At 51.1% G+C, this 25,308-nt stretch carries 21 protein-coding genes and 1 tRNA gene; 19 read left to right on the top strand and 3 right to left on the bottom strand.

Going from position 1 to position 25,308, the window contains the following annotated elements; all coding sequences use genetic code 11:
• Window positions 1-114 precede the first annotated feature (114 nt).
• From FH871_RS12935 to holA, 6 genes are all read left to right on the top strand, one after another.
• On the top strand, window positions 115-606 hold the full coding sequence (locus FH871_RS12935; protein ID WP_138991838.1) for a YajQ family cyclic di-GMP-binding protein: 492 nt from the start codon (window positions 115-117) through the stop codon (window positions 604-606).
• Window positions 607-637: 31 nt separating this feature from the next.
• The gene (locus FH871_RS12930; protein ID WP_138991837.1) at window positions 638-1,306 is read left to right on the top strand and encodes a TetR family transcriptional regulator C-terminal domain-containing protein; all 669 of its coding nucleotides are present in this window, start codon (window positions 638-640) and stop codon (window positions 1,304-1,306) included.
• 81 nt (window positions 1,307-1,387) lie between these two features.
• The gene (locus tag FH871_RS12925) at window positions 1,388-2,731 is read left to right on the top strand and encodes an AarF/ABC1/UbiB kinase family protein (protein WP_138991836.1); all 1,344 of its coding nucleotides are present in this window, start codon (window positions 1,388-1,390) and stop codon (window positions 2,729-2,731) included.
• Window positions 2,732-2,868: 137 nt separating this feature from the next.
• The gene (locus FH871_RS12920; RefSeq protein ID WP_114406598.1) at window positions 2,869-3,369 is read left to right on the top strand and encodes a dCMP deaminase family protein; all 501 of its coding nucleotides are present in this window, start codon (window positions 2,869-2,871) and stop codon (window positions 3,367-3,369) included.
• A gap of 12 nt (window positions 3,370-3,381) precedes the next feature.
• Window positions 3,382-3,987 carry an ACP phosphodiesterase gene (locus FH871_RS12915; RefSeq protein ID WP_138991835.1) on the top strand — a complete coding sequence of 202 codons (606 nt, stop codon included), beginning with the start codon at window positions 3,382-3,384 and terminating at the stop codon, window positions 3,985-3,987.
• 41 nt (window positions 3,988-4,028) lie between these two features.
• A complete protein-coding gene (gene holA / locus FH871_RS12910) occupies window positions 4,029-5,048 on the top strand; it encodes a DNA polymerase III subunit delta (protein ID WP_138991834.1) in 1,020 nt (339 codons plus the stop codon).
• Between the two features lie 47 nt (window positions 5,049-5,095).
• Here the strand turns inward: holA and FH871_RS12905 are convergent.
• Window positions 5,096-5,169: transfer RNA gene (locus FH871_RS12905), tRNA-Met, on the bottom strand.
• Between the two features lie 113 nt (window positions 5,170-5,282).
• On the opposite strand from FH871_RS12905, the gene FH871_RS12900 reads away from it, so the two are divergent.
• The 6 genes from FH871_RS12900 (at window position 5,283) to menD (ending at window position 12,741) form a co-directional block, all read left to right on the top strand.
• Window positions 5,283-5,678, top strand: coding sequence for an START-like domain-containing protein (locus tag FH871_RS12900; RefSeq protein WP_138991833.1), 396 nt, complete (start codon window positions 5,283-5,285; stop codon window positions 5,676-5,678).
• A gap of 6 nt (window positions 5,679-5,684) precedes the next feature.
• Window positions 5,685-7,202, top strand: coding sequence for an LptF/LptG family permease (locus FH871_RS12895; RefSeq protein ID WP_138991832.1), 1,518 nt, complete (start codon window positions 5,685-5,687; stop codon window positions 7,200-7,202).
• A gap of 89 nt (window positions 7,203-7,291) precedes the next feature.
• Window positions 7,292-7,567, top strand: coding sequence for a 30S ribosomal protein S15 (rpsO, locus tag FH871_RS12890; RefSeq protein ID WP_114406728.1), 276 nt, complete (start codon window positions 7,292-7,294; stop codon window positions 7,565-7,567).
• A 198-nt stretch (window positions 7,568-7,765) separates the two neighbouring features.
• Complete coding sequence (gene pnp, locus FH871_RS12885; protein ID WP_114406603.1) at window positions 7,766-9,907, top strand: polyribonucleotide nucleotidyltransferase; 2,142 nt, start codon at window positions 7,766-7,768, stop codon at window positions 9,905-9,907.
• 118 nt (window positions 9,908-10,025) lie between these two features.
• Window positions 10,026-10,889: an RNA polymerase sigma factor RpoD/SigA gene (locus FH871_RS12880; RefSeq protein ID WP_038118528.1), complete on the top strand. Its 864-nt coding sequence runs from the start codon at window positions 10,026-10,028 to the stop codon at window positions 10,887-10,889.
• Between the two features lie 109 nt (window positions 10,890-10,998).
• The gene (gene menD / locus FH871_RS12875; RefSeq protein WP_138991831.1) at window positions 10,999-12,741 is read left to right on the top strand and encodes a 2-succinyl-5-enolpyruvyl-6-hydroxy-3-cyclohexene-1-carboxylic-acid synthase; all 1,743 of its coding nucleotides are present in this window, start codon (window positions 10,999-11,001) and stop codon (window positions 12,739-12,741) included.
• 163 nt (window positions 12,742-12,904) lie between these two features.
• Here menD and FH871_RS12870 read toward each other — a convergent pair whose 3' ends face one another.
• Window positions 12,905-13,972: a tetratricopeptide repeat protein gene (locus tag FH871_RS12870; protein ID WP_138991830.1), complete on the bottom strand. Its 1,068-nt coding sequence runs from the start codon at window positions 13,970-13,972 to the stop codon at window positions 12,905-12,907.
• A 55-nt stretch (window positions 13,973-14,027) separates the two neighbouring features.
• Here FH871_RS12870 and FH871_RS12865 point away from each other — a divergent pair, with 55 nt between their 5' ends.
• Entirely contained in the window at window positions 14,028-14,273 is a 246-nt protein-coding gene (locus tag FH871_RS12865; protein ID WP_138991829.1) for a hypothetical protein, read from the top strand.
• Between the two features lie 26 nt (window positions 14,274-14,299).
• Here the strand turns inward: FH871_RS12865 and FH871_RS12860 are convergent, their stop codons facing one another.
• A complete protein-coding gene (locus FH871_RS12860) occupies window positions 14,300-16,156 on the bottom strand; it encodes a M61 family metallopeptidase (RefSeq protein WP_138991828.1) in 1,857 nt (618 codons plus the stop codon).
• A gap of 106 nt (window positions 16,157-16,262) precedes the next feature.
• Here FH871_RS12860 and FH871_RS12855 point away from each other — a divergent pair, with 106 nt between their 5' ends.
• The 6 genes from FH871_RS12855 to trmB all read left to right on the top strand — a co-directional run bounded on the left by FH871_RS12855 (window position 16,263) and on the right by trmB (window position 25,279).
• On the top strand, window positions 16,263-19,298 hold the full coding sequence (locus FH871_RS12855; protein ID WP_138991827.1) for a tetratricopeptide repeat protein: 3,036 nt from the start codon (window positions 16,263-16,265) through the stop codon (window positions 19,296-19,298).
• A gap of 77 nt (window positions 19,299-19,375) precedes the next feature.
• Window positions 19,376-21,079, top strand: coding sequence for a TonB-dependent receptor (locus tag FH871_RS12850; RefSeq protein WP_229317265.1), 1,704 nt, complete (start codon window positions 19,376-19,378; stop codon window positions 21,077-21,079).
• A 22-nt stretch (window positions 21,080-21,101) separates the two neighbouring features.
• A complete protein-coding gene (locus FH871_RS12845) occupies window positions 21,102-22,172 on the top strand; it encodes an SPOR domain-containing protein (RefSeq protein WP_138991826.1) in 1,071 nt (356 codons plus the stop codon).
• A gap of 213 nt (window positions 22,173-22,385) precedes the next feature.
• Window positions 22,386-23,321, top strand: coding sequence for a hypothetical protein (locus FH871_RS12840; protein WP_138991825.1), 936 nt, complete (start codon window positions 22,386-22,388; stop codon window positions 23,319-23,321).
• A 6-nt stretch (window positions 23,322-23,327) separates the two neighbouring features.
• A complete protein-coding gene (locus FH871_RS12835; RefSeq protein ID WP_138991824.1) occupies window positions 23,328-24,620 on the top strand; it encodes a folylpolyglutamate synthase/dihydrofolate synthase family protein in 1,293 nt (430 codons plus the stop codon).
• Complete coding sequence (trmB, locus tag FH871_RS12830) at window positions 24,617-25,279, top strand: tRNA (guanosine(46)-N7)-methyltransferase TrmB (RefSeq protein WP_138991823.1); 663 nt, start codon at window positions 24,617-24,619, stop codon at window positions 25,277-25,279. The genes FH871_RS12835 and trmB overlap by 4 nt, the downstream gene beginning before the upstream one ends.
• Window positions 25,280-25,308 lie beyond the last annotated feature (29 nt).

The raw sequence follows: 25,308 nt of genomic DNA, 5'->3' as shown, positions 1-25,308 counted from the left end.
AATAGTTTGGTCACCGCAAGGTGGTTTTCCGGGCGGAATGTGTGCTTCGGCCCGGAAAACCGCTTACTTTTGTGAAACCATTTGTTTCCCAATTCATCACCAACCCGATGTAGTATGGCCTCTTTCGATATAGTCAGTAAAGTTGATTTGCAAACGTTAGACAACGCTATCAATGTCGCAATCAAGGAGATAGCGAACCGGTATGACTTGCGAAACAGCAAAACCAGCGTGGAACTCAATAAGAAGGATTTCACGGTGAAGATCGATACCGACAACGACATGAGCCTGAAATCGGTGGAGGATATTCTGCTGACCCGGGTGATCAAACAAGGGGTCGACGGGCGGAGTCTGGATTTTACCGCTGAGCCCCACCAGTCGGGAAACCGCCTGCGGCACGAGCTCAAAGTCCGGCAGGGACTCGACAAAGACCAGCAGCGCAAAATCCTGAAATTGATCAAGGAAAGCTTTCCGAAACTGACCGCCCAGGCCATGGATGATCAGGTGCGGGTGACCAGTAAAAAAATCGACGATCTGCAAGCTGTCATCGGCATGTTGCGCCGGGCAGAGCTGGAAATATCTTTGCAATTTGTGAACATGAAAAGCTAAACTTTTTTGCTGTACACTGCGTTCGTCAGGTATGGAAAAACTGGAAAAAATCCGTAAAGCCTATACCGACTATGTGCTTGAAAACGGAACCCCACCACCGAGCGTTTTTCAATTTGCGAAGAAGCTGAAAATTTCAGAAGCGGACTTCTATGAGGAGTACACTTCGTTCGAGTCGATTGAAGCGGATGTCTGGCTGGCCTTCTTCAAACAGGCCCAGCAAACTGTCGAGTCCGATCCAATTTACCAGACGTATTCGGTCCGTGAAAAGCTCCTCGCGTTCTATTATACCTGGGTGGAGGTGTTGAAAGCGCAGCGCAGTTTTGTGGTGTTTAGTTACAACCAACTGCGCCCGTCCACCACCAATCTGTCGCCCATGGCGAAAGCCCGGATGGGAAAACCGTCGGCCCGCGTCCTGCAACTCTTCAAGGACGCCTACTACGATTACGTCCGGGATTTACTGGCCGAAGGGCGCGAAAGCAAGGAGGTCGAACCCCGGCCGTTTCTGTCCGATCGCTACGCCGACGGGCTGTGGACCCAAACCCTGTTTATCCTGCATTTCTGGGTCAACGACGTCAGCAAGAATTTTGAGAAAACCGATACCGCCATCGAAAAATCGGTCAACACCGCCTTCGATTTGATCGGCCGCTCCCCGCTGGATTCGTTGTTCGACCTGGCGAAGTTCATTTATCAAAATAAATGATGGAGTATGAATGATGAACGATGAATGAATCTGACAAACCATTCATCATCGTTCATCATTCATACTCCATCATTTCCAGCCATGAAAACGCAAAACCATATCCCGACCACCAAAGTTGCCCGGGCCAGCCAGTTTGTAAAAGCGGGTGTAAAAGTCGGCGGGAATTATTTGAAGCATTACGGGAAAAAGTTGCTCGATCCCAGCCTGACGAAGGAGGAACTGCATCAGGACAATGCGACGGACATTTACAACGCCCTGAGTGAACTGAAAGGCAGTGCGCTGAAAATGGCGCAGATGCTGAGCATGGACCGCAACATCCTGCCACGGGCGTACGTCGACCAGTTTGCCATGTCGCAGTATTCGGCTCCGCCCTTGTCGGGACCGCTGGTGGTCAAGATGTTCCGAACGTATTTCGGGAAATCGCCCCAGCAAATTTATGACCGGTTCGAGATGGAAGCGGTCAATGCGGCATCCATCGGGCAGGTGCATCTGGCCTGGAAAGATGATCGGAAACTGGCGGTGAAGGTGCAGTATCCGGGCGTAGCCGACAGCGTTAGTTCTGATCTGCGGATTGCCAAACCGCTGGCGATCCGGCTGCTGAACCTGAACGAGAAGGACATCAACCGATACATGGGGGAGGTAGAGTCCAAATTGCTGGAAGAGACCGACTACGAACTCGAACTGAAACGCTCGATGTACATTTCGGAGCAGTGTGCGTCGATTCCGAACCTCGTTTTCCCGAAATATTACCCCGATCTGTCGAGCAAACGCATTTTAACGATGGACTGGCTGGACGGTTTTCACATGAAGGATTTTCTGAAAACGAATCCGTCGCAGGAAATCCGGGACCGCATCGGGCAGGCATTGTGGGATTTTTACAACTTCCAGATTCACGACCTCAAGCAGGTTCACGCCGATCCGCACCCCGGTAACTTCCTGATGCGCGCCGACGGCACGATGGGTGTCATCGACTTCGGCTGTGTGAAAGTCATTTCCGAGTTTTTTTACGACAATTACTTCCGGTTGATCAACTTCGACATGCTCGACGATGAGGAAGCCACCCTGGAAACCTTCCGCAACCTGGAGTTTATCGTTCCCGAAGATTCGCCGAAAGAGCAGGCCTTTTTTGTCGATCTGTTTAAGAAAATGATCGTCTTGCTCGGAAAACCGTTTGAGAAACAGACCTTCGATTTTGGGGATAATTCCTATTTCGATACCGTGTATGCGTTTGCCGAAGAACTGGCCCAGGTAGAAGAACTGAAAAACTCGAAAGTGGCCCGTGGCTCGCAACACGGTTTGTACATCAACCGGACGTATTTTGGTCTGTATTCGATGCTCAACGAATTGAAGGCCAGGGTTATTACCCATAAACCAGATTGGTTGGTTTCCAAAAAACTGCGACTGGAAATGGAAAACGCGGCTTGACAAGCGGGTAAATAGTTTTAAGTTTATGGTTGGATAGGAACACTGATTGAACGGATTAAGCGGATTGAACGGATAAAATCTGTTTAATCCGTTCAATCAGTGTTCCCGGCAAATCGATCTACTATAAACCAAGTTTGATGAGCAAGCCCCGGTTTGACGATATTTTCATGGAACTGGCCGTCAATCTTTCGAAGCGGTCGCACTGCATCAAGGCGCAGGTGGGCGCGGTGTTGACGAAAGAAACCCGGATTATTTCCATTGGCTACAACGGCCCACCGTCGGGAACGCACAATTGCGACGAAGAATTTCCGGAGGTCGGCTGTCCGCGCGACTCGAAAGGAAGCTGTTCACTGGCACTTCATGCCGAGCAAAACGCGATTTTGTACGCGGCCAAAAACGGTGCGGTGATCGAAGGCGCAACCATCTACGTTACGTTGTCGCCCTGCATCGCCTGTGCGCGGATTATCTTCAGTATGAAAATTGCCAAGGTGGTTTTTCTGCACTCCTACGCGCAATACAAAGGCATTCCGACCGACGAGGGTGTCGAGTTTTTGCGTAAATTCGGCGTAGAAACCGTCCAATACCAGCCTACAGCGGGGTTTGAAACTGTGCTTGCGCAGGGCGACCCGCATCTGTAGGCGGTCTGATCGATGAATATATTAGCACATGCGTACCTTTCCGGCGATGATGAGGGGCTGTTGATCGGCAATTTTATTGCGGATTTCATCAAGGGAAATCCCGGTCATCCCCGGCATGGGTTATCGACGGCGGTGCAGCGCGGCATCTGGCTCCACCGCCAGATCGATCAGTTTACGGATCAACACCCTCTGGTGGAGGAAATGCGGATTCTGGTTCGGCCCCGCTGCCATAAATACGCAGGAGCGGCCATCGATGTGTTTCTCGATCATTTTCTGGCGGTTCACTTCACCGCTATTTCCGGCCGCTCGTTAACCGAATTTGTGCCGGCTTTTTACCAGTTTCTGAAAAACCACCGGACTCAGTTGCCCGATGCCGCCTGGCGCATGGCCGGTTACATGATGCAGCACGATTGGCTGACCAATTATCAGTTTCTGGAAGGCATCGACCGGAGCCTGAAAGGAATGGCCCGGCGCACGGCTTTTCCGTCGAATCTGGATACCGCCATTGAAGATTTGAATGATAATTACGATAGTTTTGAGGAACACTTCCACCGGTTTTTTCCTGAATTGCAGCAACATGTGCGTGATTTTCAGCTGATGAACCCGCCGGTTTTGTGAGTGTTTCCTTTCTTGTTTTATTACGTATATATTACACCGTTATGACCCCGGCTATTGACCAGATTCTGAAAGACGTTCGGAAGAAGAACTTTGCTCCCCTGTATTTGCTGCACGGTGACGAAACGTATTTTGTGGATCTGATTGCGGATGAAATCGAAAAAGTAGCGGTTCCCGAGCACGAAAAGGGCTTGAATCAATTTACGGTTTTTGGCAAGGACACCCAGGTAGGGGCGGTGATCAACCTGGCCCGGCGGTATCCGTTCATGGCCGACCGGCAGTTGGTGCTGGTGAAAGAAGCCCAGCAACTGGGCGGTTTGAACGAAAAAGCCAGCCAGTCGTTGCTGGAAGACTACGCCAAATCACCGCTGGCTTCCACGATTCTGGTTTTGTGCCATACCGGCCCCTACGACGAACGCAAGGCCCTCGCCAAAGCCATCGGCCAGAAAGGCGTTCTGCTGAATTCCAAAAAACTCTACGACAACAAAGTGCCGGACTGGATTGGGGACTATTGCCGCCAGCAGAATGTAAAAATCAGCCTGAAAGCCATCCAGATGCTGTTCGACTACATTGGCAACGACCTGAAACGGCTGGCCAGTGAGATCGACAAAATCATGATCAACCTGAAAGTCGGTGAAGAAATCAGCGCCGACACTGTGGAGCGGCTCGTCGGCATCAGCAAGGAATACAACGTGTTTGAACTGCAAAAAGCCCTCACGTTGCGGGATGTGCTGAAAGCCAACCGGATTGCCGATTATTTCGGCCGGAATCCGAAAGACAATCCATTGCCGCCGATGCTGATCATTCTGTACCAGTTTTTTACGAAAGTATTGATGGTACAGGCCTCCCGCGACCAATCCGAAAAAAACTTGTCAACCCTGTTGGGCGTTCACACCTTTTTTGTGAAGGATTACTTGCAAACGGCCCGGGCCTACCCGCTGTGGAAAGTGGCCGGGATCATTCATTCCATTCGCCAGGCCGATGCGTTATCGAAAGGCATCGACGCGCCATCCCTGAACGAAGGCGCCATCCTGAAGCAACTGGTATACGAGATTCTGCACTGACTACGTTAAACGCAAAAAACCGCCCCTTCAGGCGGTTTTGCTTTTCGTAGCGGGGACGAGAGTTGAACTCGTGACCTCAGGGTTATGAATCCTGTGCTCTAACCAACTGAGCTACCCCGCCAGATTTTTCGTGCCACAAAAGTAAGAAAAAAAACATCTCCTCCAACAAACCTTTTTAAGTCTCGTGTTAAAATTCTGCTAACTTTGCCACATTACCTATTAAAAATCACTGATATGGAAAACTATAAATTTATTGCGGAATACGAGCTGCGGGCATCTCCAAAGGTCCTTTTTCCCTATATCAGCACGGCTTCGGGCCTCTCTCAGTGGTTTGCATCGAAAGTAAATGTCCGGCCGGATCATCAGTTCGATTTTTACTGGGACAACGAGAGTCATCCCGCCAAACAGGTTTCCATGCGTCAAAATAAAAGCGTTCGGTTCGAGTTTTTGAATGGCAACGATACGGCAACCGGCGAACATACCTACATCGACTTCCGGGTGGATGTCAGTGAACTGACCCAGTCGACGTTTCTACGCATCACCGACTACTCTTCCAACACCGACCCCGACGAACTTAAATCCCTTTGGAACAGTTTAATCGATAAGTTAAAAGAAATCGTGGGAAGCTGATTGCCAATGAAAAAAATTGACAAGCTCATACTGAAGTCATTTTGGGGGCCGTTCGTATTGACGCTTTGTGTAGTCGTGTTTATCTTTCTGATGCGTCTGATGATGTTTTACATCGACCAGTTTGTATCGAAGGATGTTGAATTGCAGGTTTTTGCCAAAATCCTCTTCTATTTCAGCCTCATCACCATTCCCATTGCCCTGCCGCTGGCGGTGCTGCTGTCGTCTTTGATGACCTACGGGAACCTCGGTGAATTCTTTGAACTGACGGCCTTGAAAAGCGCCGGTATTTCCCTGACCCGGGCTATGCGCCCCCTGCTGATCGTTGCCACCGGCATTGCCATTTTCTCTTTCTGGTTCAACAACAAAGTCGCGCCCTGGGCCAATCTCAAAGGCTACAGTCTGTTGTGGGACATCAAATCGTCGAAGGCTACGCTGAGCATCAAAGAAGGGATTTTTTACAACGATCTGCCGGGTTACAGCATTAAAGCCGACAAGAAGGACGGCGAAACCCTGCGCGGCATGGTGATTTACAAACACCAGGAAAACGGCATGGAAACCGGAAACCGCGAAATTATTCTGGCGGATTCGGGGCGCATGTTTACCACGCCCGACAAGCAATACCTGATTTTTGAGCTGTATAACGGCAACGATTACACCGAATATACCGATAATACGAGCAGCGTTTCCTACGCCAGCAACGGTTCGCCCAATCAACTGGCCAAGTTTCTGCGGAACGGGTTTCAGCATTACAAACTGCGGATCAGCCTGGATTCGTACGGGTTGAAACGGACGGACGAACAACAGTTCGAGTACCACGAGTACATGAAAAATCTGACCGAACTGGCCACGCTGACCGATTCTTTGAAGAAGGAACTGAAAGCCAGTTTGGCCGGTACGGCGACGACTTCCCGGCAATACTACAGTTACCAGTTCAAGCAGCCGCAACCCGTCATTGTTACCAACCCCAACACGCCGGTGCCGCCCGTGGTGAAGGCCGGCAAGTGGATCGATTCGCTGCTGGCGCGGCCCGTGGAGGCCCGAATTCAGGGCGAAACCAACGAAATGGCCTTGTCGCAGGCCCGCAACATGCTTTCCTATGCCGAATCGAACCAGACGTACCTAAAAGAGAAAGGCAAAACCGTCAATCGGTATGAACTGGAGAGCCACCACAAGTTTACCCAGGCCATTTCGTGTTTCATCATGTTTCTGATCGGAGCACCCCTGGGGGCGATTATCAAAAAAGGCGGGTTTGGTATTCCGGTGCTGGTGTCGATTATCTTCTTCATTCTGTTGTATGTGCTGACCCTGACGGGCGATAAATACGCCAAAGACGGACTGATCTGGGTACCGGCCGGGGCCTGGATGGCGAATGCGATTTTGCTGCCGGTCGGGCTTTACCTCATGAAACAGGCCCGAAACGATTCCCGGCTGTTTGATAAGGATGTCTACGTCATCGCCTTTGAGCGGCTGAAAAAGCGGTATCTCAACTGGCGCACGAGCCGCCGGGAAACCCGGGTGGCCTGAAATATTCTGCACCGGTTTTTCAGCAGATAAGAAATAAAATCGTACTTTTGCGTTTCATTCATTTTTTCATTACTATTAGCTATCTGACGATGTATTTAAATACCGAGAAAAAGCAAGAAATCTTTGCTGCTCAGGGGTTCAACAGAACTGCGGAAGACTCTGGGTCGGCTGAATCTCAGATTGCACTGTTCACATTCCGGATTAACCACCTGACAGAGCATCTGAAAAAGCACAAACACGATTATGGCACCCGGCTTGGCCTGCTGAAACTGGTAGGAAAGCGCCGTCGGTTGCTGGATTATCTGATTAAAAAAGATATTAGTCGTTACCGGGCCATCATTGTCGAATTAGGTCTCCGGAAGTAATTCCTTCTTTGCATCAGGGAACCCGTCAAACCGGTTCCCTGATTTCATGTTTCACGTTTCGTATTTACGCTGTTTTTTAGATTTTTTTACGTTCGGATGGTCCGACGAAGCGGTCTGCGAGTAAGTTTAGTATAGTTGCGGTCTTTCAGTAGAAACAATCGGTTTATAAAGCGGCAGTCGTGTATTATTCTCTAAAGTATGTCACAAATCATCACGCAATCCATTAACCTTCCAGACGGACGTACCATCACCATCGAAACGGGCAAGCTCGCCCGTCAGGCCGATGGTGCCGTAGTCGTTCGGTTGGGCGATACCATGTTGCTGGCAACAGTGGTATCGAATAAAGAAGGAAAAGAAGGCGCAGATTTCCTGCCCCTTTCCGTTGATTATCAGGAAAAATTCGCGGCTTCCGGTCGCATTCCGGGTAGCTTTCAGCGCCGGGAAGGCCGGTTGGGCGATCACGAAGTATTGATCAGCCGCCTGGTCGACCGCGCCCTGCGCCCCATTTTTCCTGAAGATTACCACGCCGATACGCAGGTCATGATCACGCTGATCTCGGCGGATGCCGAAGTATTGCCGGATGCGCTGGCGGCTTTGGCGGCATCGTCCGCTCTGGCGGTTTCGGACATTCCCTTCAACGGGCCGATTTCCGAAGTGCGGGTGGCCAAAATCGACGGTGCGTACCAGATTAACCCCAAAACCTCCGATCTGGAACGGGCAACGCTCGATCTGATCGTAGCCGCTACGGCGAAAGACGTTTGTATGGTCGAAGGCCAGATGAACGAGTGTTCGGAAGAAGAAGTGGTTGAGGCCATCAAAGCCGCTCACGAAGTCATCAAGTTGCAGTGTGCCGCTCAGAAAGAACTGGAAGCCGCCGTTGGCAAACAGGAGAAGCGGGTCTACAGCCACGAAACACACGACGAAGAACTCCGTCAGTTGGTTCACCAGCAGTGTTACGACAAGGTTTACGCGGTGGCCCTGCAGGCGAATAAAAATAAGAAAGTTCGCAGCGAATCGTTCAAAGCGGTTTTCGACGAATTCAAAAATATCCTTTTCCCGGACGGCGACGTCGATGGCTTTAAATTGTCACTGGCGAAAACCTATTTTCACGATGTGCAGTGGGAAGCCTCCCGCCGGTTGGTGCTCGACGAGCGCTATCGTCTGGACGGTCGGAAGCTGGACGAAATCCGTCAGATTACGACCGAAGTCGATTACCTGCCTTCGGCCCACGGTTCAGCGGTGTTTACCCGCGGTGAAACCCAATCGCTGACCACGGTGACGCTCGGTACGAAAATGGACGAGCAGATTGTCGATCAGGCGATGCTGCAAGGCTATTCCAAATTCCTGCTGCACTACAACTTCCCGGGCTTCTCGACGGGTGAAGTGAAACCGAACCGGGGCGCAGGTCGCCGGGAAATCGGTCACGGAAACCTGGCGCACCGCGCGTTGAAGAAAGTATTGCCGCCGGAAGCCGACAATCCGTATACGATCCGGATCGTTTCCGACATTCTGGAATCCAACGGTTCGTCATCGATGGCCACGGTGTGTGCCGGAACGCTGGCGCTGATGGATGCCGGGGTGAAAATCAAAGCACCGGTGGCCGGGATTGCGATGGGATTGATCACGGACAATGCCGGTAAATACGCTGTTCTGTCCGACATCCTGGGCGACGAAGATCACCTGGGTGATATGGACTTCAAGGTTACGGGTACCGAAGCCGGTATTACCGCTTGCCAGATGGATATTAAAGTCGACGGTTTGTCGTATGAAGTGCTGACCGAGGCTCTGCATCAGGCCAAAGCCGGTCGTCTGCACATTCTGGGCGAAATGAACAAGTCTTTGACGGCTCCCCGACCAGAACTGAAACCCCACGCTCCCCGCGCGATTACCATCAAGATCGACCGCGAGTTTATTGGCGCCGTAATCGGGCCAGGCGGTAAAGTGGTACAGGAAATTCAGAAAGAATCCGGTACGACGATTGTCATCGAAGAAAAAGACAATGCCGGTTATGTCAACATCTTCTCGACCAACCAGGTCGGCATGGACAAAGCGGTTTCCCGGATTCGGGGCATCGTTACCGTTCCTGAAGTGGGCGAAATTTACGATGGAAAAGTAAAAACCATCATGCCATTCGGCGCGTTCGTTGAGTTCCTGCCGGGTAAAGATGGGTTATTGCACATTTCCGAGATCAAGTGGGATCGTCTGGAAACCATGGATGGCGTACTCGAAGTGGGTGAAGAGGTACGGGTGAAGTTGATTGAAGTCGACAAAAAAACCGGAAAATACCGTCTCTCGCGGAAAATACTACTGCCCAGGCCCGTGAACAAAAATCCAGCCTGATTTGTTACATTTCAGTGTACAGAATCAGTTTATGATTTCGTTACCAATTGGACTTGCGTAGGCGGTCAGCCGATGAAGTAGTATTAAAACCGGACTGCCGGAAGGCAGTATTCCGTACATGAGACAGCTAAAGATTTCAAAACAGATTACCAACCGCGAGAGCCAATCGCTTGATAAGTATTTGCAGGAGATTGGTAAAGTGGATTTATTAACGCCCGACGAAGAGGTTCAGTTGGCCCAGAAAATCCGGGAAGGCGACCAGTTGTCGCTGGAACGGCTGACCAAAGCCAACCTCCGGTTCGTTGTATCCGTAGCAAAACAGTATCAAAACCAGGGTTTGTCATTGGGTGACCTGATCAACGAGGGAAACCTCGGTCTGATCAAAGCCGCCCAGCGTTTTGACGAAACCCGGGGGTTCAAATTTATCTCGTACGCCGTTTGGTGGATTCGCCAGTCGATTCTGCAGGCACTGGCCGAACAGTCGCGGATTGTTCGGTTGCCGCTGAACCGGGTGGGTTCCCTGAATAAGATTTCCAAGACGTTCTCCGACCTGGAGCAGAAATTCGAACGCGAACCGTCACCCGAAGAACTGGCCGCCGTGCTGGAGATTTCGGCAGCTGAAGTGGTCGATACGCTGAAAATTTCCGGTCGGCACGTGTCCATGGATGCGCCGTTTGTGCAGGGCGAAGAAAACAGTTTGCTCGACGTGCTCGAAAACGATGGCGAAGACAAACCGGATTCGGGCCTGATCAATGATTCGTTGCGGAAAGAAGTACAACGCGCCCTCTCGACGCTGACCCAACGGGAAGCCGATGTCATCACGCTCTACTTCGGTCTGAATGGTGAACACGCCATGACGCTCGAAGAAATCGGGGAGAAATTTAACCTGACCCGGGAGCGCGTTCGGCAGATCAAGGAAAAAGCCATCCGCCGTCTGCGGCATACGTCGCGCTCGAAAGCGTTGAAAACGTATTTAGGGTAGACGAATTGTAAGAATACGCCGAGATTGTAAGGAAAAAGCCGGGAATGCAGAGATACTTTGCGGACTCGGCTTTTTTTTGCGATCTCGTTTTTATCAACCCCCGATTGTTGTGGCTATTCATCAGCACATACTGAATCTCGTTGAATTGTGTGTCCGCAAGGGCATCCGGCAGGCCATCATTTCGCCCGGTTCGCGCAGCGCACCCATCACCCTGGCCCTGGCGCGTCATCCGGAAATGACCACCCGCGCCGTGGCCGACGAACGTTCCGCCGGTTTTATTGCCCTGGGTATGGCGCAGCAACTTCGCCAGCCGGTGATTCTGGTCTGTACGTCCGGCAGTGCGGTGTATAACCTGGCCCCCGCCGTGGCCGAAGCCTACTTTCAGGAAATCCCGCTGTTGATCCTGACCGCCGACCGGCCCAAAGAATGGACGCACCAGCAGGACGGGCAAACGATTTACCAGACCGACATTTTTGGGAAACACGTCAAACAATCTTTTGAGTTGCCCGCCGATTTTGCTCACCCCGATGCCCGCTGGTTTGCCGAACGGGTGACGAATGAAGCCGTCGATCTGGCGCAGGTAGAACCACGCGGTCCGGTGCACATCAACCTTCCGTTGCGCGAACCGCTCTATCCGGTTGGGGACGAAACGTTTCAGTACCCCGCCGTTCGAGTGATCGAACAACTGAGGGCGGTTTCGGCTTTGCCGTCGGAAACCTGGCACCGGTTGCAGCAGGAGTGGGAAACCGCCGAGCGGAAACTGATTGCCATCGGACAGGGGCCGCACGATCCCGCCCTGCTGGCGATTCTGAAAAAGATCAGCGAAGAATGGCGGATTCCGGTGGTGGGTGATGTGATTGCGAATCTGCCGCGCAATGGAGAGTTTGTTACGCAGCAGGATATTTTTCTGAGTTCTGCAAACGAAGAATTGAAAAACGACCTCGTTCCGGATTTGCTGATTACCTGCGGTCAGTCGTTTATTTCGAAACAGCTCAAACTATTCCTGCGAAATCACCAACCCAGAGCACACTGGCAGATTCAGCCGCACCAGCGCCTGGCCGATCCGTTTCAGTCCCTGACGCGGCTGATCCCGTATGAACCGACGGCTTTTTTTGAAAAACTGTTTTCGGATATTGATTACCAGCGGTTTGTGAGCAATGACGACGAAGATTCCGACGACAGTTTTCAGGAACAATGGCAAATCCTGGACCGGAAAGCAACCCGCCTGCTGAGTCATTTTCTGAACGACGAGACGGTTTTTCACGAATGGGCGGTTATTCAACGGATTCTGGATGCGTTGCCGGTCGACAGCCAGCTTCACGTGGCCAACAGCATGCCGGTTCGATACGTCAATTTCTGCGGACTACCTGAAAACCAGCGGGTGGAGGTATTTGCCAATCGCGGAACCAGCGGCATCGACGGCTGTTTGAGTTCGGCGGTAGGGGCAGCTTTAACAACGGACCAAATCGTGACGGCCTTGATTGGCGATGTCGCCTTTTTCTACGACCGGAATGGCCTGTGGAACAACCTGATTCCGGCCAATTTGCGCGTCATTGTGCTCAACAACCACGGGGGTAACATTTTTCGGATCATCGACGGGCCGTCCAAACAACCGGAACTCAGTGCCTATTTTGAAACGAGCCAGCCACTCTCGGCGGAAAATACGGCGAAAGATGCTGGTCTGACCTATGCGAGCGTGTCCACGTATGGCAATTTGAAAACCGCCCTGGCTGATTTTTTTTCAAAGGCCGACCGCGGTAAATTGCTGGAAATTGAAACGGACCGGCGTTTCAATGCTGAACAATTCCAGCAGTATAAGCAACTGGTGCAGGAAACCTTTAAGGCGGTTTAACAGCCCCCGGTTTTAACCGGGGGTTCGTAAAGAGAATCTGGAATTTTTAAATACCGTTAAAACGGTTTCCCAAACCTATTTTCCTGTTTTCACTAGACCCACGGTTGGAAACCGGGGGCTGTTAAAAAACGGTTAGAATCCCCATTTTCAGAATCGAAACAAACTAACGGCAAAACCTTGCGCTTTGCTCTCTGGCTAGTTCATCACCTGCATTCATTCCGATTTTCCAGGTCTGACAAGCCTGTGTCACATCACCTGCTTGTTGATACGCCTGCCCCAGATAGGCATACACATTTTCGACCGAAGCATCGATCCGCTCAGCTTCTTTCAAAGCTGCGATGGCCGGAGCAGGCTGATTTTTGGCCAGGTAATACAGACCCAGATTGCGGTGCGCCCAGCCGTTCTGGTCATCCAGTTTGATGGATTGCTGAATGAGTTTCAGGGCATCGTCCGGGCGATTGGTTTGAAGAAGCAAATAGCCTTTGTTATTTAAATAATAAGGCTGGGTCGGTTGCAGGGCCAGGGCCTTGTCGGTCAGTTGTAAGGCTTCGGGGTATTTCTTTTCCCGGCTTAAAATCTGCCCCAGGTTGTTGAACGCAAAATGTTGTTTCGGATCGACCTGAGTCGCCTGCTGGAAGTCGGTTTTGGCGAGGTCGTATTGTTTCTGGTTGAAGTACAACACCCCCCGGTTGGTCAGGGCTTCGGCATTTTTGGGGTCCAGCGCCAGGGCTTTTTCATACGCTGCCTGAGCCGCCGAAAGACGGTTTTGTTTCACCTGCAGATTCCCCAGCCGAACGTAATAATAGGTCGAATCCCGATAAACCGGCTGAATTTTGGTCAAATCGTCACTACTTCCTTTGAGATCATTCAGATCCGACCGAACTTCGGCGCGGTTGAAATAGGCCTGCCAGAATTCGGCGTCTTTGGCAACCGCCCGGTCGTAGTCGGCCAGAGCCGCCTGAAAATCGCCGAGCCGGTACTTTGCCAAGCCGCGATTGTTGTAGGCATCGGCAAAATCAGGATTTTTTTCGATTGCTTCGTTGTAAAACCGGATCGCCTGCCGGTATTCGGCGGTTTTAAACGAAACATTTCCCCGCTGAAAAAAAAGCGCGGATTCGTCTTTGTCCGCGTTCGAACAGGCGGATAATAATGAACAGAGAATAATGAATAACGAATAATAAATAACGAATATTGAATAGCGAAAGGTTGTAGGGTTGGGAATGGGATTCATGGTTTGAGGAAATTGGCAGAATATAAGTAACCTAACACTGTTAAATGGTAACAAAATGCGGTATATAAAAGAAATTTCGCATCCGGCGTTCCGAATCGGGCTTTACTTCTGGAACAACAAATACCTGATCAAAATTGAAGCCGGCCTGTATGAGCAGACCTACAAGATCAGCGAAATGGATGTCAGTTCCGATGAAGAAGTGATCCAGTTACTGGACGAACCGTTCATGCAACGGGTAAACGAACGATTCGGGCAGATGCACGAAGATTTTATGGATACCCTCCAGCGGCACGAATTTTAACTGCATCCATCCGGGCGACGGTCCGATCAGGGCGTTGGGGAAACCGAAAGCCACTTTTTGTACAACGCCTGTTGCTCGTCCGTCGGATTCGAAACCGGCTCGATTCGAAAAAAGGCCAGCGGATTTCCCGTTAGCTTCGTGGATACGGTTTTCAATTCACCGCCCCGGTTGACCAGCACCTGAATGGTTTGGTCGGGATGAAAGGTGTCCAGTATTTTTTCCAGATCGTTGCTAACCCGCCGGTTGTCGATCGACAGAATTTCGTCGTTGACGCTCAAACCGCTGATCCAGGCGGGCGAATCGCGCCGAACGGCTGAAACCGTCAGTTTGCCATCGGCATATTTGGTCATCGCACCCAGGTAGGCATCCTGTTTGCTGGCGCTGGCGTCCACCAGTTTGAGTCCCACCGGTTTCAAAAACGTATTGTAATCGATTTTGTCGGTTCCGAACACGTATTTTTGAAAGAATTCATCCAGTCTGCGGCCCGCAACCTGTTCGACAGCCTGCTGGAATTCGTCATCCGTAAACCCGCGTTTCAGCTTTTTGTAGTACGTCGCATAAAGGAGCCGCATCACATCATCGAGGTTTTTCTGGCCATTGGTGTTCGATACAATCGCGAGATTCAGCAACCCGCCGAGCACACTGCCTTTGCTGTAATACGAAATCGTGCTGTTCATCGAATTTTCATTGGGCCGATACAGTTTGATCCAAGCGTCCAGACTCGATTCCGCCACGGATTGCACTTCGTTTCCCGGTAAATTCTCAATCCCGGAGATTTCACTGGCCACGGAGCGTAGGTAGGCTTCGGACGTCAGAAAACCGCTCCGTTTCAGGATCATGGACTGGTAAAAGGTTGTGATGCCCTCCGAAACCCAGAGCAGATGCGTATAATTTTCATTTTCGTAATCAAACGGGCCGAGGGCTTTGGGGCGAATGCGCTTGACGTTCCAGAGGTGAAAATATTCGTGGGCGACCAGACTCAACAGATTTTGATAAAGCTGACCGTTCAGAAACGCGTTGCGGGTAATTTGGAGGGTTGTGGAGTTGGCGTGTTCCAAACCACCTCCGCCGGTGGGTGTCTGGTGGATGATGAAAGTGTAGTCTTTGCACGGATGTTCGCCAATGACCTTGAAGGCTTCCTCGCAAACCCGTTTCATGTCGTCGGCCAGCCGGGTTTCGTCGTAAAGTTTCTCGCCGTATACCGCCACCGTGTGCGGCACACCGGCTGCCGTGAAGGTAAATGTATGCTGGTTCCCAATTTCAATGGGGCTGTCGACCAGCGCGTCATAATCGGCGGCTTCGTACGTATTGGGTTGTCCGGCGACAGCCGCCAAACCGGTGTTGATTTTTTTCCAGTCTTTGTACGGCTGAATCCGGAGCCGGTGGGGCTGGTTTCGCAGGTGATCGATATACAGAAAAATGCTCGCACCGTTCAAATATCCGTGGGATTCGTCGATAAAACTGGTCCGTACGCTAAGTTCGTAGGCGTAGACTTTGTAGCGAATCGTAAGGGGGCTGGCCGTGGAATAAACCCGCCAGGTGTTTTTTCGGATTTTCTCGGAACGCACCGGTTTGTCACCCGCCGAGGCCCGAAACCCTTCCACATTCCTGGCATACTCCCGAATCAGGTACGAACCCGGTGTCCAAACCGGCATTTTAACGTCGATATAGTCCTTAGAACCCACTTTAGAATCGGTAAAGGCTCCGCTCACCCGCATTTCCACTTCAAAATAATGGGTTTGTGGGTTGGGCATCGACAGGGTATAGACAATGGAGGGAGTTGTTGCGAAAGGGGGGACCAAAGTGGATTCCGGTGCCGGAAAAGCCGCGCAGACGAAAGCCGGCAGGCAGAGTAAAAAGAAAAGCCAATGATTTTTTTTCATACGGAAATGCGTGTACTTTCGTTTTCAGATGGTAGAAACCCCGTTCTTACGACTTACAAAAGTAATAACGTAACTACGATAAAGAAAATCTGTTTAACTCCAACGTATGCGTCCGACCCAGTTTGGAAAGGCATTGCACTTATCGGTTTTATTAACCTGCTCGGTGCTGGCGATTCCGGCAACCGCCCAACGAACCCTCAGTTACACCGAACCCGACGTTCTGTTCAGGAACGGGCTGGAGTGGTTTGAAAAAAATAATTACGCAGCTGCGCGCCAGGAATTTCTGCAATACCTGGACCGCAAAAAGCCCATTACCAACATCAGTGATCAGAATGCGGTTTCGGCGGAATATTACATTGCGCTGACGGGCCTGTATCTCGACATTCCGGAAGCGGAGGTTCAGGTCGATCGGTTTGTGAAAACCCACCGCGAGCACCCGAAAGCCGGTCTTTTGTACGGCGATCTGGGAAAATACTATTTTGACAAAGGCGATTACGACCGGGCGATCACGTTTCTGGAAAAAGCCATCAAGCAAAGCCAGAACGCAAACGGACAGGCCGAAAGCAAGTATCTGCTGGCCATGGCCTATTATTCAAAGCAGGATTTGCGGGCGGCTTTGCCCTTGCTGAATCAGATCAAACAGGACCCCGGTCTGGCACAGGCGGCATCGGCGTCGTATTATGCCGGTGTCATCAATTTCCGGCAGGGCAATTATACGGCCGCGATTGCCGATTTCAAGCGGATCGAGCAGAACCCGACCTATCAGAACGAAATTCCGAACTGGATTGTGCAGTCGATGTACAAAGCGGGACGGTACGACGATTTGCTGGCATATGCCCAACCCTTGCTGCAACGAAACCGGGGCAATGCGGCTCAATTGGCCGAGGTAGCGCTGTTTACCGCCGAGGTTCTCTATAAAAAAGGCGATTTCGCCAAAGCCATTCCGTATTATAAACAGTATAGCAACATCAAGGGGCGCAGTGTTCCCCCGGCGGTTCAGTTCCGGTATGGCGACGCGTTGTTCAAAACCGGGGATTACACCGGGGCCATTGCGGCTTTGAAAAACGTATCGGCGGGAAAAGATACGATTGCCCAGTATTCGGCGTACCGGTTGGGGATTAGTTACCTGCAAACCGCGAATCCAACGTTTGCCCTGAACGCTTTCGATCAGTCGGCCCGGCTGAATTTCAACAAGCCCATCCAGGAGGAATCGGCCTTCAACCATGCCAAACTCCAGCTCGACCTGAACAAAGGCGGGGATGCCGTAAAAGAATTTACGGATTTCCTGAAACGGTATCCGGATAGCAAGTTTGAAAACGAATCGAACGAGCTGCTCAGCGAAGCGTATTTCTCGTCCAACAACAATGCGGCTGCCATTTCGTACATCGAAGGCCTGAAACGGCGGACTCCACGGATCAACGCGTCGTACCAACGCATCACCTACAACCAGGCGGTGACGGATTTCAACGCGGAACGCTACGACCAGGCCATTGCCAATTTTGATAAATCCCTGAAATATCCGGTCGATTCGGATCTTCGGAACAACGCCCTGTTCTGGAAAGCAGAAACCTACTCGGCCTTGCGGAAATACGACGAAGCCATTCCCCTGTATCAGCAGGCCATGCGTTCCGGCAATGTTTCGGGTGATTTGCAGGGCAAGAGTTTGTACGCCCTCGGTTACGCATCCTATAATAAAAAGAACTATCCGCAGGCCATTACCTATTTCCGGGATTTCATTACCAAATCCGGGAGTTCCGACAAACAGGCGCTGGAAGATGCGACGGTTCGGGTGGCAGACAGCTATTTTGCGACCAAGAATTACAACGAAGCGATGCGGTTTTACGACAATGCCATCGCGCAGGGTCGGATTGACCGGGATTATGCCACCTTCCAGAAGGGTTTGATTCTGGCGTTCATGGAACGGGATGTGGAAGCCAAAGCGCAGTTTGAAAAAGTGCTGACTCAATTCCCCAATTCGCGGTATGCGGATGATGCGCTGTTTCAGATGGCGAATGTGGACTTTGAGAAAGGGGCTTACCAGCAGTCCATCCGCGGGTTCAGCCGGTTAATCAACGACAAACCGAAAAGCTACCTGATTCCGGCAGCCCTGTTGAAGCGGGCCACGGCCAACACCAACCTGCAGGTTTACGAACCGGCGATTCAGGATTATAAACGAATTCTGGATCAGTTTGGCGGAAGCCCGTCGGCGCCGGGAGCGTTGCTCGGTTTACAGAATGCGTTGAGTGATGCTGGCCGGGCGGATGAATTCAGCAGCACCCTGTCCAGTTACAAGAAAAGTAATCCGGGTAGTACAGATGTACAAAAGGTTGAGTATGAAAATGCTAAAGGCTTATATTTCAATGAGAAATATGCCCAGGCAGTGACTACTTTACTGGCGTTTATCGACGATAATCCGGGAAGCCCGCTGGTGTATGAAGCCCGGTATTACCTGGCCGATTCGTACTTCCGGTCCGGCGATTTGCCGAATGCCCTGCGGTATTATTACCTGGTCATCAGCGACAACAAATCGGATTTTGTGACCCGCGCGGCTGCCCGTGCCGCTGATGTCGAACGTCAGCAGAAGAACTACCCGCGCGCCATTCGGAATTACCGCACGGTTTTGGCGCAGTCGAAAAGCAAGAACGAACAGTCGCAGGCGTTTTTGGGCCTGATGGATACCTATTACGCAACGGGCAACTATGATTCGACGCTGGTTTCGGCCCGTGAAGTGTTGTCGATGGGGAACGTGGTGCCGGGTGCGCAAAACCGGGCGCAGTTGATGCTCGGTAAAGTGGCCTACGCCAAAGGGGATTTCAAACAGGCGACCGCCGAGTTCGACAAAACCATTGCGCTGGCCAAAGATGAGCAGGGAGCCGAAGCCAATTACTGGATCGCCGATATTCTGTACCGGACCAAAAAGCACAAGGAATCCATCGACGCCCTGTTGCGGTTCAACTCCGATTTTGCGCAGTATGACTACTGGAAGGGCAAAGGGTTCATTCTGGTTGCCGACAACAACGTGGCGCAAAACGAGATTGCCCAGGCCAAAGCCGTGCTGAACTCGATTATCGAAAATGCTGAAAATCAGGAAATTGTTGCGGAGGCCAAGCAAAAGCTGGCCGCCATCGACAGCAAAAACTGATCGGTATTCGAACGGACCGGCTTTATTCATTCAACTAACAGACATCCGAATCACAGCGATTCAAACAGCATACCTGCATGTTCTTACCAAAATCATCCATCGACCATCTTAGATTGCTTTTGATCGTTACGGGCAGTTTGCTGCTCACTTCGGTCGATGCATTGGCGCAACAGACCCCGCGCCCCACCACGCCACCCGCCCGGGAAGGCGAGGTGGATGATCAGGAGATTACCATTGAGAAAAACCGCAAAATTGAAATGCCCGCGGCCAACCGCCTTTTCAATAAAATACCGTCCATCAAACCGTCTACCGAGCAGCGCAAACTGACCTACGAATTCAACGACCGGTCGCTGTCGGTGGGAGATCCGAAACTTTCGCCCTCGGCCCTGCCCATTCCGGCGGCCCAATCCGAGCAGCAGGAACTCTTCAACAATTACGTGAAACTGGGGGCGGGGAACTACAGTTCGTTTTACGGCGAAGCGTTCGGCAGCGGTCAGGTGATGGAAAACATCGCCGTCGACGGGTCGTTCAAGCATTTATCGTCGGGTATTGGTCCGGTGGACGGCAAAAATTCGGCTACCTCGGAAAACCGCCTGAAGCTGAACGGAAACTACCAGACGGATGCCTTCAAGATTTCGGCCAACCTGGGCTACGACCGGGAAGCGTTTTATTTCTACGGGTATCGTCGCCCGCAGGAAATCGACCGGCAAACCATTCGGCAGAAATTGACTACAACGCAGTTCCGGATTGGCATCGAAAACGTTGACCCGGATCGGAACATCGACTACTCGCTGAAAACCGGAATCGTAAATCTGGCCGACAATTACGAAGCGACCGAACTTGACTGGGGAACCAATCTGAAAGGGTCGGTGGGGATCTCGGATCAGTTCGTGGCCCTCTTTGCGGCCGATGCCTACGTTACCCAACGGAGCGACGGGCCGGTCGATAACCGGAATTTGTTCCGGGTGAAGCCCACCTTTAAATATTCTAATTCGTTGTTGACGGTTACCTTCGGGGTTAACGCTGTTAACGAATCGGATAAGCGCCAGAGTATCAACCGAACGCGGGCTTTTCCGGTTTTAGACCTCGATGTGGTTCCGGCTGGGAATATTCACTTTTTTGCGGGCGTCGACGGCGATATCAACCGGAATACGTTACGGACCTTTCTGGGCGAAAACCGCTGGCTGGCTCCGCAGACGGTGTTGGCAAACACGGAGAAAACCTGGGATCTCTACGGCGGAAGCAAGGGTGAACTGGGGAGCGGTATTTCCTATGAAGGAAAAGTATCGTATGCCCGCTACAAGAATTTTTACGGTTTCAACAACACCTGGCCCGACACCTCACAGTTCTTTGTGGTTTACGACGGCGACCGGTCCCATGTCCTGACGGTTTCAGGTCAGGTGGGGTATACCTACAAGGAACTATTCCGGTCGACGCTGCGGGCCGACTTTTATGACTACAGCCTGAGCCGGATGGAAGCCGCCTGGCACCGGCCAACGATTTCGGGCTCGTGGTCGAATTCATTTATCGTGAATAAAAAATTATTTATCACGGCCGATTTGTACCATTATCAGGGGATGAAGGGCAAAAATTTCGTTACCAACCAGATTGTCACCCTCAAACCGATCTGGGATTTGAACCTGAAAATTGACTATTTCCTGGGAAAACAGGTTTCAGCATTTGTTTCGTTAAATAACATTATAGGTTCTAATTATCAGCGGTATTTGTATTATCCGCAACAAGGCCTTAACTTTCTCGGAGGATTGTCGTATAGCTTCTGACACCGCCTTAACCGAAAAGCGTATGGTTCCTGTATCGGAGTATCTCAAAAAACTGTTGTTTCAGTACGATTGCCTCGTCGTTCCCGAACTGGGCGGTTTTATTCTGCACTACATTCCAGCCACGTTTGTGGAAAATACCGGGACGTATCTGCCTCCCCGGAAGAAAATCGCGTTCAACGAAGCCCTGAAGCTGGACGATGGTCTGCTGATCAACTACATGATGCTTCATGAGGGATTAACCCGCGATGAAGTGTTTCAGGCGATCCGGCAGTTTGTGGACGAACTGAAGCAGGAGGTGCGTCACGAACGGATTTTTACGATAGAAGGGCTGGGTTTGTTCTCGGAAAATGAGGAGGGAAAGCTGCAGTTCGATCCTGAAATCCGGCATAATTTTCAAGGTGAATCCTACGGTTTTCAGCCTATTGCCGCCCGTATCGTAACGGTCGTCGAGGAGGAAGAAAAACCGCTTGAGCTGGTTAAATTTGCCCCGGAAACGCCGGTTTTGGTAGAGGCTGAAGAAGTTCAGGCTGAAACGAAAGAGCTGGAAATGCCCGTAGCGAGAAGTCGCCGGCAATACCTGGCCTGGGCCGCAGCGGTTTTGCTGATCTGTTCGCTCGGAATTGTGACCGTGAAAAGATCATCTTCGCAGGTGCTGAGTAGTTTGAACCCCTTCGAGTTGTTTGTGAGCGATGAGGATGACGCACCGGTAATCGTTGCAGAAACACCCGTGGCACCCGTTGAAACGGAGAAAGCTGAACCCGTTGTTATCCCGGTTTCGAGTCCGGTAGCTGAACCGGTGAAGCCCGCTCTGGTTGCTGAATCGATTGCACCCGTTGTGCTGGAACCGAAGAAAACCGAAACCTATTACCTTGCCATCGCCGGCAGTTTTGCCAGCGTCCAGAATGCGAAACGGCTGATGCGTCGCCTGCGTCGGGAGGGTTTTGAAACGGCGTATATTCTGCCGCATTCGAAAAAGAAAGAACTGATCAAAGTAGCGGCCATTGGGTCGAATGATAAAACCGAGGTGCTGGCTTCGCTCGACAAGGTGAGCCGTTTATCCGGTGCGAGCGCCTGGGTTTGCAAAATTGAGTGAACAGGACGATGTTCATAATTTCTGGTTTATCGTTTTTATCAGGCCGATTAACCAGAAACTTTAAACTACAAACCAATAAACCAGCAAAAAGGCAGCCATCGGCTGCCTTTTTGCTTCGGGTGAACCGAACAATTCACGAAATCGTTTTAATTTTGCCGGTGTTGAACAATAGAGGCTACCGGTAGTTCCGTTAATTGGCTAAACACTGCATCCATGAGTCGCGTCGTACTGGAAAATGAGAATGAATACCGGGTAACGGCTTTTGCCGGATCGTTCGCCGTTTGTGCCCTGTTGTTTTTTCTGCTGCTGTACATCCGGTTGTGGCAGTCGGTTCCGGATCCCCCGCCGATTGAATACGTGGAGGTGAACTTTGGGACCGATCTGGTGGGTAGTGGCAACATCCAGACGTATAATAAAGCCAACGATTCTAAAAATACGGAAGACGTTAAAAAGGAAGAGGACAAACCGAATCCGAAAGTGACGACCACCTCGCGGGTAGAGAAAACTCCGGTTTCACCCGTTCCCAAGATTGTAGACGCCAAACCGAGTAAAGTCGTTACGGAAAAACCGGATATCGCCAGCAAGATTGAAAGCCCGGTGACGGTTCCGGAAAAGGCAGAACCCAAGAAAGTAGAAGCCACCACCCCTAAACCGACGCCCGCACCGCCCAAGGCTGAGCCGGTTGCCGAGCCGAAAAAGGTGGATGCGAATGCGTTATACAAGAAAGGTTCTTCTGGCGGGTCGAATGGAACGGTGGGAAAAGCATCCGGAACAGGAGGGAACAACAACGGTGACGATGCGTCAGGTGTGGGAGATAAGGGCAATCCGGATGGGAATATCAACGCCAAGCAGTTCTACGGCACACCGGGTGGAACCGGTTCGGGCGTTTCGCTGAACATTGCCGGCTGGCGTTTGGCCAGTAACCGCATCGCCCAGGACAATTCCGGTGAAAGCGGAAAAATCGTTTTTGAAATCAAAGTGGATGACAAAGGTGATGTTACTTTTGTGCGGGTTAAGGAAACCCGTCTAAGTCCAACCGTAACGGAGTTTTACAAACAACAGGTGTATAAATTGCAACTGGTGCAGAAAGCGTCAGCTGCTCCGCCGATCTCTACGGGTACTTACACCATCAACATCCGCTCAAACTAGTACCGAATGACGTATTCGGAAGCGATTGAATATTTATATGCGCAGTTGCCGGTTTTTCACCGGATCGGAGCGAAGGCCCTCAAACCGGGTCTGGACAACATTCTTACACTCTGCGAATACCTGGGAAATCCTCAGGAAAAATTCAGAACCATTCACGTTGGCGGCACGAACGGCAAAGGCAGTTCGTCGCATCTGCTGGCTGCTGTGTTGCAATCAGCGGGCTACAAAACCGGTTTATATACGTCTCCCCATCTCAAATCGTTTACCGAGCGGATTCGCATCGATGGTTTTCCCATGCCCGATGCGGAGGTGGCAGACTTTGTGGCAACCCACAAGGCGTTTATCGAGGATTTAAAGCCTTCTTTCTTTGAAGTGACTGTTGGTATGGCTTTCGACTACTTCGCGCGTCAGAACGTCGATTTGGCCGTTATCGAGGTAGGGTTGGGGGGACGCCTGGATTCTACCAACATCATTACCCCGCTGGTGTCGCTCATTACCAACATTGGCTGGGATCACAGCGATATTCTGGGCGATACACTTCAAAAAATTGCCTCCGAAAAAGCCGGAATCATTAAACCGGGTATTCCGGTGGTCATCAGCGAACGTGATCCCGAAACGCAGGCGGTTTTTGAGGACCGGGCCAAGGCCTGTCAAAGTCCCATCGTATTTGCTTCTGATGTTTATGCAGTAACTGATTTTGGGGTTCGTGAAAAGGGACGTCTGTTGTCGGTAACGGATCCGAAGGGTTTTATCGCTGGACTGACGGTGGGTTTACTGGGGACCTACCAACTGAAAAATACCGCGGGTGTCTTGGCGACCCTTGACGTACTGAAAAACGAGTTTGAATTTTCTCAACCGGCGGTTCAGAATGGTTTTGCCAAAGTCGTTGAGCTGACTGGTTTGAAAGGCCGCTGGCACGTTTTAGAACAAAATCCCACCGTGATCTTTGATACGGCTCACAATGAACCCGGTATCCTGAGTGTGCTGGAGTCGTTGCAAACGGTTTCGTATCAGCAACTGCATTTGGTGGTCGGTTTTGTGAAAGACAAGGATTTGTCGAAGGTAATCCGGTTGTTTCCGAAAGGAGCGAGGTACTACTTTTGTCAGCCCCACATTCCCCGGGCGCTGGATGCTGAGGTTCTGGCGGAAGCGTTTCGCGCGGAGGGATATGCGGGTGATGTATTCCATGATGTGAATCAGGCGCTGGAAGCCGCTAAAAGTCGTGCCAACCCGGCGGATTGTATCCTGGTAACCGGAAGCACGTATGTTGTTGCAGAATTAAACCAATTGGACGCGTGAGTAGAAAGAAGCTTTCCCGTTTTGAACACAATCGCGTGAGTGAGAATGTTCTGGAGCCGGGAAAAGAATTATTTGACAGTATCAGGGGGCATTGGCGGGAACGGTATTTTCGGAATGCCAATCCGATCGTAATTGAAATCGGCTGTGGAAGAGGAGAATATACGATTGGCCTGGCCCGGCATTACCCGAACTTGAATTTTATCGGCATTGACCGGAAAGGGGACCGGATCGCGCAGGGAAGTCTGGTGGCACTGGAAGCCAGATTAACGAATGTCGCTTTTTTGCGGACGGATATTTACCGGATTCTGGACTTTTTCGGAAAAGATGAGGTGAACGAAATCTGGATTACTTTTCCGGATCCGCAGCCCCGGGTGAGCCAATTGAAAAACCGCTCGACGGACGCCCGGTTTCTGAAGCTGTACCGGGAGATTTTGATCGACGGCGGTCTGCTTCACTTGAAAACAGACCATGATGATTTTTTTGATTTCAGTATTGAAAGTCTGAGCGGCAACGGTTTTGATGATCTGGTCTCGACCCGCGACCTGTATGCCTCCGAAATGAACAACCTGCACCTCGGAATCAAGACCAAATACGAAGATATTTTTACCCGAAAAGGATTTTCGATCAAATATTTAAAATGCAAAAAGGCGGGCTATTAACCCGCCTTTTTTGGTGCTAAATCCTTTAA

The sequence above is a fragment of the Larkinella sp. C7 genome, from assembly GCF_006149005.1.
Lineage (GTDB): Bacteria > Bacteroidota > Bacteroidia > Cytophagales > Spirosomataceae > Larkinella.
The sequence above is the reverse complement of the archived record's forward strand: the minus strand, read 5'-3'. Positions and strand labels throughout refer to the sequence as shown.

Excerpts from the sequence above, each read along its gene's own strand:
- FH871_RS12915 (WP_138991835.1), top strand. The coding sequence starts at position 3,382 with ATGAATATATTAGCACATGCGTACCTTTCCGGCGATGATGAGGGGCTG.
- FH871_RS12855 (WP_138991827.1), top strand. The coding sequence starts at position 16,263 with ATGCGTCCGACCCAGTTTGGAAAGGCATTGCACTTATCGGTTTTATTA.
- FH871_RS12880 (WP_038118528.1), top strand. The coding sequence starts at position 10,026 with ATGAGACAGCTAAAGATTTCAAAACAGATTACCAACCGCGAGAGCCAA.
- FH871_RS12920 (WP_114406598.1), top strand. The coding sequence starts at position 2,869 with ATGAGCAAGCCCCGGTTTGACGATATTTTCATGGAACTGGCCGTCAAT.
- holA (WP_138991834.1), top strand. The coding sequence starts at position 4,029 with ATGACCCCGGCTATTGACCAGATTCTGAAAGACGTTCGGAAGAAGAAC.
- FH871_RS12835 (WP_138991824.1), top strand. The coding sequence starts at position 23,328 with ATGACGTATTCGGAAGCGATTGAATATTTATATGCGCAGTTGCCGGTT.
- FH871_RS12845 (WP_138991826.1), top strand. The coding sequence starts at position 21,102 with ATGGTTCCTGTATCGGAGTATCTCAAAAAACTGTTGTTTCAGTACGAT.
- FH871_RS12925 (WP_138991836.1), top strand. The coding sequence starts at position 1,388 with ATGAAAACGCAAAACCATATCCCGACCACCAAAGTTGCCCGGGCCAGC.
- FH871_RS12900 (WP_138991833.1), top strand. The coding sequence starts at position 5,283 with ATGGAAAACTATAAATTTATTGCGGAATACGAGCTGCGGGCATCTCCA.
- FH871_RS12935 (WP_138991838.1), top strand. The coding sequence starts at position 115 with ATGGCCTCTTTCGATATAGTCAGTAAAGTTGATTTGCAAACGTTAGAC.
- FH871_RS12930 (WP_138991837.1), top strand. The coding sequence starts at position 638 with ATGGAAAAACTGGAAAAAATCCGTAAAGCCTATACCGACTATGTGCTT.
- FH871_RS12840 (WP_138991825.1), top strand. The coding sequence starts at position 22,386 with ATGAGTCGCGTCGTACTGGAAAATGAGAATGAATACCGGGTAACGGCT.
- FH871_RS12870 (WP_138991830.1), bottom strand. The coding sequence starts at position 13,972 with ATGAATCCCATTCCCAACCCTACAACCTTTCGCTATTCAATATTCGTT.
- rpsO (WP_114406728.1), top strand. The coding sequence starts at position 7,292 with ATGTATTTAAATACCGAGAAAAAGCAAGAAATCTTTGCTGCTCAGGGG.
- FH871_RS12860 (WP_138991828.1), bottom strand. The coding sequence starts at position 16,156 with ATGAAAAAAAATCATTGGCTTTTCTTTTTACTCTGCCTGCCGGCTTTC.
- pnp (WP_114406603.1), top strand. The coding sequence starts at position 7,766 with ATGTCACAAATCATCACGCAATCCATTAACCTTCCAGACGGACGTACC.
- FH871_RS12895 (WP_138991832.1), top strand. The coding sequence starts at position 5,685 with ATGAAAAAAATTGACAAGCTCATACTGAAGTCATTTTGGGGGCCGTTC.
- FH871_RS12865 (WP_138991829.1), top strand. The coding sequence starts at position 14,028 with ATGCGGTATATAAAAGAAATTTCGCATCCGGCGTTCCGAATCGGGCTT.
- FH871_RS12850 (WP_229317265.1), top strand. The coding sequence starts at position 19,376 with ATGTTCTTACCAAAATCATCCATCGACCATCTTAGATTGCTTTTGATC.